This is a genomic window from Robbsia andropogonis, assembly GCF_034047095.1.
GTDB lineage: Bacteria > Pseudomonadota > Gammaproteobacteria > Burkholderiales > Burkholderiaceae > Robbsia > Robbsia andropogonis.
The window spans coordinates 2,494,020-2,507,746 of the sequence record NZ_CP139170.1 but is presented as its reverse complement, the minus strand read 5'-3'; the positions used below and the strand labels follow the sequence as shown (position 1 = coordinate 2,507,746).

Genomic DNA, 13,727 nt, shown 5'->3' with positions numbered 1-13,727 from the left:
CTGGGTGGCGTGCGCCCGTATCGACCTCGGACCAACGTGAATCTCAAATTCCTGGAAACTTTTATCTGGGTCGCGAAGCTGCGCAGCTTCAGTCTGGCCGCCGATAAATTGCATTCGACGCAGGCCGCCATTTCCAGTCGTATTTCCGTGCTGGAACAGGAGTTGGGCAGCAAATTATTCACCCGCGATCCGAAAGGCGTCAAACTGACCCGTGCCGGTGAACGGGTGTTATTGCATGCCGAGCAGGTTGCCGAATCGATGACGCGCCTGCGTGCGTCCCTGCATGACGAAAAGCAGGCATTCGGCACGATCCGCGTAGGCGCGATGGACAGCGCGGTGCATTCCTGGTTTGTCGATTTTGTCGCGGATGTCATGGCGCATTATCCAAATCTCGATATCGAGGTGACATCGGATACCGCGCTGACACTCAACGAGCAACTGCGGCGCGGCATGCTTGATATCGTCATCCAGACCGATATGTTGCGCGATGAAACCATTCGCAGCATGGAATTGTTGCAATTACCGGTCAGTTGGATCGCTGCGTCCCACAGCAATGTCGTGACCGATGTCGATACGTGGCTGCGCGGTGTCGGCGCGATGGACGCTGCGGGGGCGCCTGCGTTGGAAGGGCGGCGGAAACGGACCGCGGCGGGCGCGCCACCAGATCCGACCGCTGGTCTGCGTATTCTTGGCCGTGAGCGACTCATCACCTATTCCCGGCACTCGCGGCCACATCAGGACCTGCTACGACTGATGCAGTCATATGGCATCAGCGAATCGCGTGTCAGTTGCGTCAATTCGGTAGCGGCGATGATCCAATTGACGCAAGCCGGTTTCGGCGTGGCCGCCATGCCACCTGTCCTGGTGCAGAGTCGCTTGCAGAGCGGTGAATTGCGGATGCTGACCGGATTGACGGCGCCTCCACCGTTGCCGTTCGTCATTGCTTGGCGTTCCGGTACCGATTGGACCGAACGTCTTGTCGAAATCGCGCGGGAATCGGTCCGCAACTATGCGGAAAAACTCGGTGCCGAGCTGGTGACGCTTACCGTCTGACCCGTCAGGTCAACGGCCGATACCTCATATTCCACTTGACGCGTGATATTTGTATACAAATGATATGCATATCATATGCATTTGTAGAGAGTATGCCGTCATGGCTCATACCGCGTTTCAAGGCACGTACACCGTCCTGATCACCCCTTTTACCGAGGACGGTCGACAGGTTGACGTTCCGGCACTGCGCAAGCTGGTGAATTGGCAGATCGAAGAGGGCATTCACGGTGTGATTCCGTTGGGCAGTACGGGCGAATTCCTGTCGCTGAAGGACGATGAGCGCATCCTGGTGGCGCAAACCGTGATCGATGCCGCGGCAGGACGGGTACCCGTTCTGTTAGGTACCGGCATGGAGTGGACCGACGATGCGGTCGCGCGCGCCAAGGAAGCACAGGAACTCGGTGCCGATGGCGTGATGGTGATCCCGCCGTTCTACAGCACGCCCACTGAAGACGAATTGTTTGCACACTATCGCGCGATCGGCGAGGCGATCGACCTGCCGATCATGATCTACAACAACCCCGCCACCGCGAATGTCGACATGAAGCCTGATCTGGTATCGCGGCTCTCCCGGATCGATAACGTCTGCTACATCAAGGAGTCGACGTTGGAAGTCACGCGGGTGCGCGACATCGTGGAGGCTTGCGGAGATCGGATGACCGTGTTCGCCGGCATTCTCGGTTACGAGTCCATGTGCGTGGGCGCGCGCGGCTGGGTGGCGGTATGTTCGAACTTGCTGCCGAAGCTGTCCGCCGAGTTGTTTGAACGGACAGCGCTGGACAAGGACATCGATGCCGGCCTGGCGATTTACCGCAAGATCCTGCCGATTGTTCGGTGGGTGGGTGGCCATCGGTATGTTAGCGCGTCGAAGGCCGGGCTGGAGATGATGGGGTTGCCGTGCGGCAATCCGCGCGCGCCGAGGCTGCCATTGACGGAGGCCGACAGGCTCGCGCTGCGTGACGACCTCGACGTATTGGGCGTGATTGGCTCGCTACGCGATCGATGACGGGCGCTGATCTCGGACCACAGCAGCGCCGCAAAGGATGTGGTCGTCGTGGGTCGGTACAGGGCTGATGCCGCCAGGCAGGATCGCGGCGGATGATGGGTGGCCCGGAATGCATCTTGCATGCGTGGGTGATGGATCTTATCGTAAGGATTCCTCTTAATAAGGAGTGGATGATGCAGCAGCGGACATGGAGTGAAAGCGCGGGCCGGATGTGGCGGGTGGCGGTGAAGGGGAGCATGGCGGTTGTGGTGGGGTTCATCGGTGCGACCGCGCAGGCGGCCTGTGTGTCGCCGGTGCCGGCCGACGCGCTGATCAAGGCGGGTACGTTGGTCATGTCGACGAACCCCACGCTGCCACCGCTTCAGTATATCGACGGTAACGGTGCATTGAAGGGCATGCGAATCGAATTGGGCGAAGAGATTGCCAAGCGCCTGTGCCTGAAGCCGGAGTATGTGAAGATCGATTTCGACGCGATGGTCCCCGGGTTGCAGGCCGGCCGATGGGACGTGATCAACACCGGGATCTTCGTCACCGATGCGCGCAAGAAAATCATGCAGATGATTCCTTACGAGAACCAGGCGATCAGCCTATCCGTGGCAAAGGGTAATCCGTTGAAGATTGTGAAGACGGATGACCTGTCGGGCAAGACGGTGGGCGTGGAGATCGGCGGTTTTGAAGAAGCGCAGGCGCGCAAGATGATCAAGGACATGCAGGATCGCGGCCTGTCCCCCTTCACATTGCGGACATTTGACTCCTATGCGGTGGCGTACCAGGCGTTGTCGGCGAAACAGGTGGACGCCGTCGTGTCGATCGATGCGGTGGCGGGCGGTTACCAGCAGAAAGACGGCTTCACGCGAGCGTTGAGTGGTATCGCGCCGACACCGGTTGCACTGGCGGCAAAACAAGCGGTATTGGCGCAGGCTATCACCAAGGTGCTCGACGAGATGCAGCAGGACGGCAGCTATGCGAAATTGTTTTCCCGGTACGGCATGCAACCATTCACCACGCCGATCGCCATCGCCCAGCCTTGAGTCCTCAAGGCAGGCTTTCGATGGATGCACGGTCTTTTTCGTGCGCATTCCGCTCGAGGATACGGCACAATGACGCGATACGACGGTGTGCCGACACGAGAGCGGAAAACGATGGCTGGACGGGAAGGGCTGATAAAAGCACGACAGCAGGTGGGCGCGGCCACACCGGATGACGTACCGGTGCCCGGGACCGATTCCCGGCGTGTGCAGCGGATGATGCGCGCGGGTGCCGAGTCGGACGTGCCTGATGCTTTCTCGGGTCCGTTGGGCGCGGTTGGGCGCATCAGCCTCAGTGAGCGTGCCTATCGGCAGCTTCGGGACATGATTCTCGACAGTCAATTGAGCGCTGGGGACCTGCTTAACGAGCAACGGGCGGCAGATCGCCTCGCCATGTCGCGCACGCCCATTCGCGAGGCGCTGTTGCGCCTGACGGGTGAAGGACTGCTGATTCGAGCCGGTGCGCGTAGCTTTTCCGTACGCACCGTGTCGTCGCGCGAATTCTTCGAAAGCATGCGCGTGCGCGAGACATTGGAAGCGCAGGCGATCGAGTGGGGCGTGCAGCGCCTGAGCGTTGCCACGCTGGATATGCTCGAGGCACGGGTGCATGCCGTCGAGCATCTGCCGCATGCTGCCGCGGCGCATCGTGAGGTGGACGATCTACTGCATCGCACCATTGCCGAGGCGTCGGGAAACGCGGTCCTGGTGCAATTGATCCTGGATATGCGGCTCAACGCGCGCTTGTTCCGCGTCAGCAGCACCTTGCATCGCCAACAGGAAAATCATATCGAGCACCTCGCCATCGTGGCGGCGCTGCGTGCCCGGGACGGCGCGATGGCACGCCACGCGATGCTGCAACACATCCGTGGACTGCAGGATGATGTGATCCACGCGATTACCGGCTGACCGTCGCCGATTTGCTGTAATCAAAGGCTGATTTGCATCGGGACATGCCGTGGTGTGGCCTGCCAGTCGATTCCCGCTGTTTCAAGGCCATGTTCTATTTCCGCCTTCGCTTCTCGCAATACCGGCAGGCAGCGCGAGATGGCTGCCTCTTGCGCAATTAAAGAGAAGGGCCATACGGTGCTGATGCAGCCGAACACCCTGCCTTGGGATAACACCGCCAATGCGATACTGCTGCAACGTTTATACGGTACTTCGTCGGAGGCACAATACCCGTTCACTTGAACCGAGCGAATCATGTGAATGATGTGGTGCGGGTCCCGCGCCACGCGATCTTCCGGTGCCTGTGACTTGCGTAGGTGCGCCAAAATCTCATGTCGCTGCTCGTCGCGAGCAAACGCCAGATAAGCCCATCCCAGTGGTGTCGACAACATCGGGATTCGCCGGCCGACGGCCCCTAATCCAATCGACTGGGGACTGAAGCGGTCGGTACTTTCGCGCACGACGATGCTGTCATCCTCGAAAGTGGATACGGCGCTTGGCCATTTCAGTTGTTGCCTGCGCCGAAATAGTATCGGTGTTGCCACCGAGACGAATACGGATTCACACGTGACTCCCCCACTCAGACGACGCACCGCTATCGTCAGTCGATAGATATTTTCATCCGGATGCACGCGCTCGATAAAACCGCCATGGGCAAGCGTTTCGATAATGCGGTAAACCGTTGGCAAGGGTAACGTGAGTGCTTTGGCGACTTCTTGTGCCGAAGCGGTTCTTACTTTATTGAGATAGCCCAGAACGTTAAGGCCACGATCAAGGGTCCGCAGTCGCGTTGCCATTTCCCCCCCACCAGTCCAATGAATTCAACCGACCTTCACGCACCTTGCCTCGCAAGCCATGGACATGCCGATGTGCTTTTTCCCTGGCGCCATGACCTAGGCAAGGTGATTGCGTCGTATCTCACGATAAATAATAGAAACGTTTTATCACGGCTGCCTTTTTCCAGCTATTGGCATCAGCCCCGATCACGGGGATGCGTCTTGGAATGATTGCAGATCGTGCATCATGCCTTCTTGGAATGGCGCCGCGAGGTCGTTGTAAGGCAGGCGCGAAGACGCGCGCGTCGGCGCGCGAAACGAGGTGTTTAAGGGAGGAGAGAAGAGGGGGGGCAATCCGTGACCGGGATAACGCAGCAGGCATGCCGACGACGTTTTGCATTGCAGCAAGCACGTGCCGTGGGTCTGGCTCGAAAGCCTGGGGTTGGAAAGGCAGGCTACGTGATAGGCGCCGCTTGCCGGAGCGAGTGGTGCCATCCGGCGCGTGCTGAAAGCGTCAGGCGCGGGTACCGTGAGGTTTAGCCATTTGCCGATTCGATCTGCCTCGTCACGCGCGCCATCGACATCGTTGCCTCATGCATTCCTCGAGGGGGGGTAGTATTCTTCAGCGGGCCCTTCAGCGGCTTTTATGGACTTTGGTGGACCGATGAGGCGTAGCAGGACCATTGCGACCACTGCCATCATGACGATGACGATAATGACCGGTTGATAGCGACCGGCCCTGTCGAAATAGATACCCGCCGCGATCGGGCTGACCGCCGCGCCTGCCGTTTGAATCAGTAGTCCGAGCGCCGTCAGCATCGGGAACACCTGGACACCCCAATAGGTGCTCAGTAATACCATCGGGCCTACTTGTGCCGCACCGAACCCTAGACCGTAGAAGACGGCGTACCCATACAGACCCAGTGAGCCTTTCGCGTAGATCAATGTGAAAAGGCCAAGTGCGAACAATGCCAAGGCGCCGAAATAGGCTCGCCTGGGGCCGATGCGCTGTGCGATCGATCCAATGCCAAAATTGCCTGCCACCATGGCTGCCGAGATGATCGAGATGGTCGCGGCGGCTGTTACCGGCGAATGTCCGATATCGCGTAAATGGGCTTGCGCATGCGCAATGACGAACGCTGACCCGCAGGTGGTGGCAAACATGCTGTAATAGATTGCCCATAACGCCGGGGACCATAGTACCTCCCGGAACCGCGGCGCCTCTCCGGTGGCTTCTTTCGGAGGCGGAAATTTCAGGGTGGAGTGGTATTCGCGATCGGCATTCTCCCACGCTTCGAATTGCTCTTCACGCGGCTTGTCGCGTACAAAGATCAGAGCGACGAAGAGTCCTAGAACGGCAAACCCGACGAATACCCAGCACCCCATGCGGTAACCGACCCCTGAACCCTGAATCGCCCAGGTCACCAGCCACACGAAGACGAAGCCGCCGATCCCCATGGCGGCATAGAGCACGGATAATGCGAAAGCCCGTCGGTAGCCGAACCATGCGGCTACCGCTGTCTGACAGGGAATCACGCTGGCGAATGTCGCGGCTATGCCAATGGCCCCAAATGCCAGCGCCGCTTGCCACGGAGCCGTTACCAAGGTGCCTAGCGCGATTGCCGCCGCCGCCATCAGAATACAGCCGATGATCAGGCACCAGCGCACGCCAATCCTTGTCGTCAGTGCGGCGACGAACGGCGCGCAGAGACCGTTCGCGGCCATGTTCGCTGCGATAAGCAGTCCGAGTGTGCTGCGTTCCCAGTGCAGATTGGCCGTCATATAGGTGCCGAGGACGCTGCCGCCGTAGATGGGTAGCGCCATGCTCACGCACATCATGAACGACAGCGCGCCCAGGACAATCCAACGAGATTGCAAACTTGTTGTCATAAGGGGTCTGCCAGTCAAAACGAAGGTCTATCCCATCACTAGGCCGTGGCGGAGCGAATGGGGGGAGGGTACAACGCAACGGCATGCGCCGCACCGCCAATAACGCAACGCAATGCCATCATTCGCAGACACACGCCTCTTCGGAGGCTTATCGGAATGATGGATCGTCCGCCATCTGACAATGCGTCAACCTCGTCGCGTTGCTCACGCCAAGTCGACGGTGTACGGCAACGGCGGCCCAGGCTGGCACAAACGGGTGTGCACCACCCTGACAACCGCACCTACCGTTGCGACGCGCCTCGATGCGCCGTTTAGTCACTTATCGCCATGACGCGCCGTGTTCAGTAGCGCTTGCGCTTCCTTGGGGGCAAGCAATCTCATCTTGAGCGAAAGTGGCCCTCCCATGCCATGCAGTTTGCCTCCGTCGGCCAGCGAACCCGCATCGATCGGCTCACCACCGATGTCTCGGATCAGTTGTGCCACCGTTGCCTTGGCTTGCGCATCGTCCCCCGAAAAGAAGATCGCACCGCTGTCACCCTCGGGCGGAAGACCCGCGGCAAAAACCGGAATCGGTTCGTAGTTGAAGGTTTTCACCACATGCGCGCCTGGAAGCTTCTCCGCGACCACCTCGCTGGAACCGCGGCCACCGATATCGATAAGATCCTCCGGGCGAGGACCACGGCGGTTGTTGGTGGTGTCGATCACGATTTTCCCGGTCCATGCGCCGGCAGCGGCCACCGCGGCGGATGTTTTCTCCCATGGCGTGGCGAGAATGACCACATCGGCATCGGCGAGCATCTGTTTCGCGTCCGCCGCGCGTACACCCGGGCCCAGTTGCTCGACCAGGGTCTGCAACGATGCCGGTCCCCGGGAGTTGCTAATGATGACGCGATGACCGCCGGACACCAGTTTGGGTACTAACATTTGCGCCATTTTCCCAGCGCCCAGAATGCCGATATTCATAATATTCTTATCCTTTACGATTAGCTGAGGAAGCGCTTTGCTTACGCTTCGCGTTCAACGACGTTGCGAAGCACGCCGATTTCCGAGATTTCCACTTCGACCACGTCGCCATCCTTCATGAAAAGCGGTGGCTTGCGGCGTACGCCCACACCGCCTGGTGTGCCGGTCACGATGACATCGCCCGGCTCGAGCTCCGTGAACGTCGAGCAATACGTGATCAGTTCGGCAATCGAAAAGATCATCTGCCGGCTCGTCGCGCGCTGAACCTCCACGCCGTTTAATCGCGTGCTGAGATGCAGCTCGGGATCATCGCCGAACTCGTCGGCCGTGCTCATCCAAGGTCCGAATCCGCCGGTACGCCAAAAGTTCTTGCCTGGCGTCCATTGATGCGTATGACCCTGCCAGTCGCGGACCGATGCATCGTTGTACGGCGCATAACCGGCGACATGCGTCCAGACCTGATCCAGAGGAATGCGTCGGCCCGCTTTACCGATGATGACGGCGATTTCTCCCTCGTAGTCCAGTTTCTCGGACTCCGGAGGAGCGGGAATCACGCCAAGATGACCTATTTGGGAATTAGTGAAACGACCGAATACCGGTGGCTTGAGCGTAGGTTCCCTCTGGATCTCTGTACGATGCTCTTCGTAGTTGATGCCGATGCAGATAATCTTTGGTGGCTTTGGGATGACGGGCAGAAACGTAATGCGCTCCGCGGTGAAGTCGGGTTTTACGTCCTTGACTGTCGCGGCGATCTCGGGCAGCACCCCGGCTTGCAACACGCTCAGCAAATCGGGATATTGACTCCCGAAGCGTTGCGTCAGGTCGACCACACCATCTCCGACCCATACACCGAACCTCTGCGAACCGTCCACTTCAAAACTCAGCAGCTTCATTGTCTCTCTCACATGTTTTTAGCAACGGATAGGGCGTATGCACTGGGTGAAAGAAGACTAGCGCGCGAGACTGCCAATGAACAAGCATGCGCACGGTGCTGTCCGGTCTGTGTATCTTGGACCGTCGGGAGATGCCGGCACCCGGTCCCGTGTGTTCCAGCCGCGTGTCGTCGGTGGTCCGATCGCGTGGCGGACGACGCATGATTTTTTTTGGGGATATCAGTTTTTCTGGCAGGAAACGCCCGAAACGGGGCCGTCATCTGCGTATACCCGAATCGGCGATACACACGCCGGACAGCATGGGGGATGGACTTGTTCCATGGTCTCTCCACGCGCTAGTCTTCCCTTAGCTGGGTGGGCCGTTCTGACGCGATGTCTCTCGGCGATAGATCTGCCGAGGGTGTCATGACAGTACTTGCTATCGCCGCGCTGTACGTTCAAATCCATACGCCCGCGCAGTATCTCCACCATACGTCGCGGACACCAAGATGATTGACCAACTCAACTTTCGCGAAGCCATGTCTCGGCTCATCGGGGCGGTAACCGTCATTACCACGGACGGCCCTGCCGGCCGTGGCGGTTTCACGGCATCGGCAGTCTGTAGCGTGACAGACGACCCTCCCATGCTGCTGGTGTGCATGAATCGAAATAGCCGCCAGCACGCAGTGTTCAATGGCAATGGCGTGCTATGTGTCAATGTGCTTACAGCAGATCAGGAACAGGTATCCAGGACGTTTGCAAGTGCGGCAACGGTTCAGGAACGCTTTCAGATCGATCAGTGGAGCGTGCTGGAGACAGGTGCGCCAACGCTGGACAATGCGTTGGTGAATTTTGATGCTCGTATCGTCCAGACCGTCGAGGCAGGGACGCACAGTATTTTCTTCTGCGCTATCGCCGCGGTGAGGATTGCCCCGGACGAACATTCGGGCCTGGCGTATTACGGGCGGAAATATCACGCACTTGCGTTGCAGAAATGAGTTGGCAACGCCGTATCATGGCATTGCGCACGGGCATCAGCGGGTGACACGAGGCCGTCTCGTTTCGATGGCGAAGCGGCTATCGGGCGAACACCACCCACCCCGACGTGTCGACTTCGACCGGTATCGCCTCCAGCGTGGCGCCCTCGCACGGACCTTCGATGCACCGCCCATCCTCGAATCTGAATAGCGCGCTATGGTGCGCACACATCACCACCTGGGACCGGTAGCACAGCACCTTTCCGGGTTCGAAATCGAGCGGAATCGAAAAGTGCGGGCAACGGTTCACATAAGCCCAGACTTGCTGACCGCGACGGAGCACCACCAACGCGCGGCCGTCACTGTCTTCGTTGATGATGCGGGCACCGCCATCCGGGACCTCGCCGATGAGACATAATGGGTCTCGATGCATGATCGCTTACACCCGGCGCTCGGGATTGCCGAGGCTCCAGTCCCAGGGACGTACTTCCACGCGCGCGAACAGACCTTCCTTCATGTACGGGTCATTTCCGACGAATTGCATTACGGCATCGATATCGTCCGCCTCGACCACCAGCAACGTGCCATTCATGACATTGCAATGTGGTGCCAAAGTCGGGCCGCCGAGCCGTACAAAGACACCGTCCTGTGCCGCACTGCGCAAATAGGTTCGATGGCTCGGGCGCACCCGTTCACGGACTTCTCGCATGTCCGGCTTGTCTGTGGCGAAGACAGCATAAAAGCGGGACATGTTATTCAGCTCCGATCAAGAACGAAATCGTAATAGGCTTCACGGTAAGGCCCGACGAGTTGGAACTGCCGGGCCAGTTCATCATTCCCGGGGCATTCGCGATACGCGACCACCAGCGACGCTTTGACACCGAAGACCGCATCGGATGTCAGATAAGCGTCGTTTTTATCAAATAGATGCGTCACCAGCTTGCGATACCCGGGTAAATCGATCATGAAATGCAGATGAGCGGGGCGCCATGGATGCCGGCCGGTTGCCTGTAACATCCGGCCTACCGGCCCGTCGGTCGGAATGGGATAGCTGACGGGCAAGATCGTGGTGATGGCGTAGCGCCCGTCGGCGTCTGTCCGGTAGCGCCCCCGGAGATTCGCATGCGGCTGACGGGTGTCCTGTCCCGAATACATGCCGTTCTCCGCTGTTTGCCATACGTCTAGAACCGCGCCTGCCAAGGGATTGCCATCCGCGTCCAATACGCGACCCCGCACGATGGTTGGTGTTCCGGGCGTCAAGGCCATATTTTCGCCATATGCGCGTTCTGGCATGCCTTCGATGTAGAAAGGACCGAATACGGTCGTTTCTGTCGCGTTATCCCCATGGCGATGGTTAATCGCGTCCACGAGCATCGAGACGCCCAGGGTATCCGACAAGAGAATGAATTCTTGTCGAACCACGTCATCACACATCTTGCCTGTCTCGGTAAGAAAGCGGATAGCCGCCATCCATTCCGCTTCGGTGAGTTCGACCTCTCGCACGAATGCATGGAGATGTCGGACCAGATGTTGCATCACGCTTCGCAAACGCGCGTCCGGCGTGCTTTTGAAGCTGGCAATGACCTGTTCGGTCAGTGCGCTTTCACTTTGTCGTTTTTCAGATGCCACGTCACGCTCCATCTATCCACCCCGTTCTGGTTTATTGCGGCAATCGCCCCTCCCAGGCATCCTGTAATAGCTGACGAATCGCCACGCGCTCGATGGGGCGAGGGTTGGCATAGGGGTTCTTGCATGCTAGTTCGGCAGCCTCGTCGAGTGCGCTCTCCGGCAAGCCGATATCGGCCAGTGCAACGGGAATACCCAGTTGCTGATTCAGTGAGAATATACGCTGACCTGCCTGCTCGGGTCGCGTGCCGCCCAGGGCGCTGGCCACCTTGCGCAGCGCCGCGGGTGCCGCGTGGTGATTGTAGTGAGCGGTATGCGGCAGCATGGCGGCGTGTGTCTGGGCGTGAGGCAAGTTGAATGTGCCGCCGAGCGTATGGCAGATCTTATGATGCAATGCCATGCCGACCGAGCCCAGGCAGGTTCCCGCAAGCCATGCACCATATAAAGCGCGGCTTCGCATTTCGACGTCACCGGGAGACTCGACGACTTTGGGTAATGATGCTCCCAAAGCGCGAATCGACTCTTCCGCCAACAGGCCGATGATGGGATTGGCATCCTCCGCGTACAACGCTTCAACGGCGTGCGCCATGGCGTTGATGCCCGATGCCGCGGAAATTCCCGCGGGCAAGGAAAGCGTCAATGAAGGGTCATACAATACGGTACGAGGCAAGACGCGAGCGTCGCGGCCCGTCCGTTTCAGACGTCCTTCCGTGATGCCGAAAATCGGCGTCATCTCCGAGCCTGCATATGTCGTCGGTATCGCGATGATCGGAAGGGGGGACGTGAGTGCTATCGCCTTGCCGAGTCCGATCGTCGAGCCGCCACCAATCGCCACGCAGCAATCCGCTTCGAGGTCTCTGGCCATTTCGCACGCCGCATGGGCAACTTCCGCCGGTACGTGCATGACGGCTTGCGCGCATACACCGGCGGCGCGCGCACCCAATATGTCTTTCACCCGGTTTGCAAGCGGTAACTGTTCGGGTGTCGACAGGATAAGGGCGCGCCGTGCCGCCAGCCTGGTCACTTCCTCGGGAAGCTTTGCCAGCGCACCGTATTCGAAAACTACACGGGACGGCGTCCCCTGATAGACAAAGGCCTCCATGCCGACCTCAGCGCGAGAAATGTGGCGGCACGTAACCGTCGACATTGACCCAGACAGAACGTGCTTCCGTGTAGTCGTGCATGGCCTCGAAGCCCATCTCACGACCATATCCGGATTGTCCCACGCCACCAAACGGACTACCGGGGTTGACGCGCTTGTAGCAGTTGATCCAGCACATTCCTGCCTGGATCTGCGATGCCGTCTTATGCGCGCGCGTCAGGTCGCGCGTCCATAAACCGCTCCCGAGTCCGTACTCCGTCGCATTCGCGATGGCAAGTGCCTCGTCGTCGTTGCGGAACCGCAGCACGGTCACGAAGGGTCCGAATACCTCTTCTTGCGCCACCCGATCCGAGGCACGCTTTGCCTCGATAACCGTTGGACGGATGTAATACCCGTTCTTGAGTGCCGCATTGTCCGGTGTGCTTGCGCCTGTAAGGACCTGGCCGCCTTGCTCGCGTGCGATGTCCACGAATGCGAGTACGCGCTCGAGATGGGGCCGGGAGGTAAGCGGACCCATTTCCGTATCTGGGTCGAGCGGGTTACCCACGCGAATGGATGCAGCCAGCGCGACGAAGCGTTCCAGAAATGCATCCGCGATGCGTTCATGTAGCACCAAGCGAGAGCCGGCAATACACGCTTGCCCCTGGTTATGAAAGATGGCCCACGCGGCGCCGTTGATCGCGGCATCGAGGTCGGCGTCTTCGTAGACGATGTTCGCGCCCTTGCCGCCAAGCTCCAGTTGCACACGCTTCAGATTACCGCGAGAGGCTTCGACAATGCGCCGCCCGGTGACTGTCGAACCGGTAAATGCAATCTTGCCCACGCCGGGATGCTCGGCAAGTCTTTGACCGGCGGTGTGCCCATACCCGGGAACGATGTTGACAACGCCTGCCGGAAAGCCGACCTCAGCCATGAGCTCGACGATGCGTAGCGTTGACAGCGGCGTGATTTCAGATGGCTTTAGTACCACGGTGTTGCCCGCAGCGAGTGCAGGCCCCATTTTCCAGCTCGTGAACATAAGTGGAAAATTCCAGGGCACGATCTGACCGACGACACCGATAGGCGCACGCTGCACATAGTTCAGAAACCCGGGCTCGACCGGTATCAGGGAGCCTTGCAGCTTGTCGGCCATACCGCCGAAATACCGAAAGCAAGCGGCTGTGCGCGGCACGTCGAGACGTCGCGAGTCACGAATGGGGTGCCCCGTGTCCAGCGACTCGAGCTGGGCGAGTTCTTCCGCGTTCTGCTCAATGGCATCGGCAAGGCGTAACAATAATCGCCCGCGCTCCGCTGCCGCCATGGCTGACCATTTCGGGAACGCGCGCGCCGCGGCTTCGACAGCCAAGTCAACGTCGTTGGCATTGGCTGCTGCAATTCTCGTGATGAGCGAGCCGTCATGAGGATTGAGCACGTCGATGGTGTCGCCGTCGACGGCGTCGACAAAGCGACCGTCGATGAAGAGCTGGGTTTGCATGAATCATCCTGGGGT

General features: G+C 59.3%; 14 protein-coding genes. 5 read left to right on the top strand and 9 right to left on the bottom strand.

The features are described 5' to 3' along the window. Positions 1-36 precede the first annotated feature (36 nt). The 4 genes from SJQ66_RS24450 (at position 37) to SJQ66_RS24435 (ending at position 3,993) form a co-directional block, all read left to right on the top strand. Positions 37-1,053 carry a LysR family transcriptional regulator gene (locus SJQ66_RS24450; RefSeq protein ID WP_024901316.1) on the top strand — a complete coding sequence of 339 codons (1,017 nt, stop codon included), beginning with the start codon at positions 37-39 and terminating at the stop codon, positions 1,051-1,053. Positions 1,054-1,153: 100 nt separating this feature from the next. Further along, positions 1,154-2,059: a dihydrodipicolinate synthase family protein gene (locus SJQ66_RS24445; protein ID WP_320534652.1), complete on the top strand. Its 906-nt coding sequence runs from the start codon at positions 1,154-1,156 to the stop codon at positions 2,057-2,059. A 131-nt stretch (positions 2,060-2,190) separates the two neighbouring features. Next, entirely contained in the window at positions 2,191-3,090 is a 900-nt protein-coding gene (locus SJQ66_RS24440) for an ABC transporter substrate-binding protein (protein WP_320534651.1), read from the top strand. Positions 3,091-3,159: 69 nt separating this feature from the next. Beyond that, on the top strand, positions 3,160-3,993 hold the full coding sequence (locus tag SJQ66_RS24435; protein WP_024901313.1) for a GntR family transcriptional regulator: 834 nt from the start codon (positions 3,160-3,162) through the stop codon (positions 3,991-3,993). A gap of 20 nt (positions 3,994-4,013) precedes the next feature. Here the strand turns inward: SJQ66_RS24435 and SJQ66_RS24430 are convergent, their stop codons facing one another. From SJQ66_RS24430 to SJQ66_RS24415, 4 genes are all read right to left on the bottom strand, one after another. Continuing rightward, complete coding sequence (locus SJQ66_RS24430) at positions 4,014-4,829, bottom strand: helix-turn-helix domain-containing protein (protein ID WP_320534650.1); 816 nt, start codon at positions 4,827-4,829, stop codon at positions 4,014-4,016. A gap of 570 nt (positions 4,830-5,399) precedes the next feature. After that, entirely contained in the window at positions 5,400-6,698 is a 1,299-nt protein-coding gene (locus tag SJQ66_RS24425; protein ID WP_253465365.1) for an MFS transporter, read from the bottom strand. A gap of 315 nt (positions 6,699-7,013) precedes the next feature. Then, a complete protein-coding gene (locus tag SJQ66_RS24420) occupies positions 7,014-7,661 on the bottom strand; it encodes an NADPH-dependent F420 reductase (protein WP_024901310.1) in 648 nt (215 codons plus the stop codon). A 41-nt stretch (positions 7,662-7,702) separates the two neighbouring features. After that, complete coding sequence (locus SJQ66_RS24415) at positions 7,703-8,554, bottom strand: fumarylacetoacetate hydrolase family protein (RefSeq protein ID WP_024901309.1); 852 nt, start codon at positions 8,552-8,554, stop codon at positions 7,703-7,705. Positions 8,555-9,042: 488 nt separating this feature from the next. Here SJQ66_RS24415 and SJQ66_RS24410 point away from each other — a divergent pair, with 488 nt between their 5' ends. After that, on the top strand, positions 9,043-9,531 hold the full coding sequence (locus SJQ66_RS24410) for a flavin reductase (protein ID WP_320534649.1): 489 nt from the start codon (positions 9,043-9,045) through the stop codon (positions 9,529-9,531). Positions 9,532-9,610: 79 nt separating this feature from the next. Here SJQ66_RS24410 and SJQ66_RS24405 read toward each other — a convergent pair whose 3' ends face one another. Genes SJQ66_RS24405 through SJQ66_RS24385 form a run of 5 tightly spaced genes read right to left on the bottom strand, consistent with a single transcriptional unit; the run spans position 9,611 to position 13,712 of the window. Then, on the bottom strand, positions 9,611-9,943 hold the full coding sequence (locus tag SJQ66_RS24405) for a Rieske (2Fe-2S) protein (protein WP_253465362.1): 333 nt from the start codon (positions 9,941-9,943) through the stop codon (positions 9,611-9,613). Positions 9,944-9,949: 6 nt separating this feature from the next. Further along, the gene (locus SJQ66_RS24400) at positions 9,950-10,261 is read right to left on the bottom strand and encodes a YciI family protein (RefSeq protein ID WP_024901306.1); all 312 of its coding nucleotides are present in this window, start codon (positions 10,259-10,261) and stop codon (positions 9,950-9,952) included. Positions 10,262-10,266: 5 nt separating this feature from the next. Beyond that, positions 10,267-11,139, bottom strand: a complete 873-nt coding sequence (locus SJQ66_RS24395) for an intradiol ring-cleavage dioxygenase (protein WP_407691520.1) — start codon at positions 11,137-11,139, stop codon at positions 10,267-10,269. A 31-nt stretch (positions 11,140-11,170) separates the two neighbouring features. Further along, a complete protein-coding gene (locus tag SJQ66_RS24390) occupies positions 11,171-12,238 on the bottom strand; it encodes a maleylacetate reductase (protein WP_024901304.1) in 1,068 nt (355 codons plus the stop codon). A 7-nt stretch (positions 12,239-12,245) separates the two neighbouring features. Beyond that, positions 12,246-13,712 (bottom strand): aldehyde dehydrogenase family protein, encoded by a 1,467-nt coding sequence (locus SJQ66_RS24385; protein WP_024901303.1) that lies wholly within the window; start codon positions 13,710-13,712, stop codon positions 12,246-12,248. Positions 13,713-13,727: the final 15 nt, after the last annotated feature.

Excerpts from the sequence above, each read along its gene's own strand:
- SJQ66_RS24410 (WP_320534649.1), top strand. The coding sequence starts at position 9,043 with ATGATTGACCAACTCAACTTTCGCGAAGCCATGTCTCGGCTCATCGGG.
- SJQ66_RS24440 (WP_320534651.1), top strand. The coding sequence starts at position 2,191 with ATGGATCTTATCGTAAGGATTCCTCTTAATAAGGAGTGGATGATGCAG.
- SJQ66_RS24400 (WP_024901306.1), bottom strand. The coding sequence starts at position 10,261 with ATGTCCCGCTTTTATGCTGTCTTCGCCACAGACAAGCCGGACATGCGA.
- SJQ66_RS24430 (WP_320534650.1), bottom strand. The coding sequence starts at position 4,829 with ATGGCAACGCGACTGCGGACCCTTGATCGTGGCCTTAACGTTCTGGGC.
- SJQ66_RS24425 (WP_253465365.1), bottom strand. The coding sequence starts at position 6,698 with ATGACAACAAGTTTGCAATCTCGTTGGATTGTCCTGGGCGCGCTGTCG.
- SJQ66_RS24420 (WP_024901310.1), bottom strand. The coding sequence starts at position 7,661 with ATGAATATCGGCATTCTGGGCGCTGGGAAAATGGCGCAAATGTTAGTA.
- SJQ66_RS24445 (WP_320534652.1), top strand. The coding sequence starts at position 1,154 with ATGGCTCATACCGCGTTTCAAGGCACGTACACCGTCCTGATCACCCCT.
- SJQ66_RS24390 (WP_024901304.1), bottom strand. The coding sequence starts at position 12,238 with ATGGAGGCCTTTGTCTATCAGGGGACGCCGTCCCGTGTAGTTTTCGAA.
- SJQ66_RS24405 (WP_253465362.1), bottom strand. The coding sequence starts at position 9,943 with ATGCATCGAGACCCATTATGTCTCATCGGCGAGGTCCCGGATGGCGGT.
- SJQ66_RS24435 (WP_024901313.1), top strand. The coding sequence starts at position 3,160 with ATGACGCGATACGACGGTGTGCCGACACGAGAGCGGAAAACGATGGCT.
- SJQ66_RS24415 (WP_024901309.1), bottom strand. The coding sequence starts at position 8,554 with ATGAAGCTGCTGAGTTTTGAAGTGGACGGTTCGCAGAGGTTCGGTGTA.
- SJQ66_RS24385 (WP_024901303.1), bottom strand. The coding sequence starts at position 13,712 with ATGCAAACCCAGCTCTTCATCGACGGTCGCTTTGTCGACGCCGTCGAC.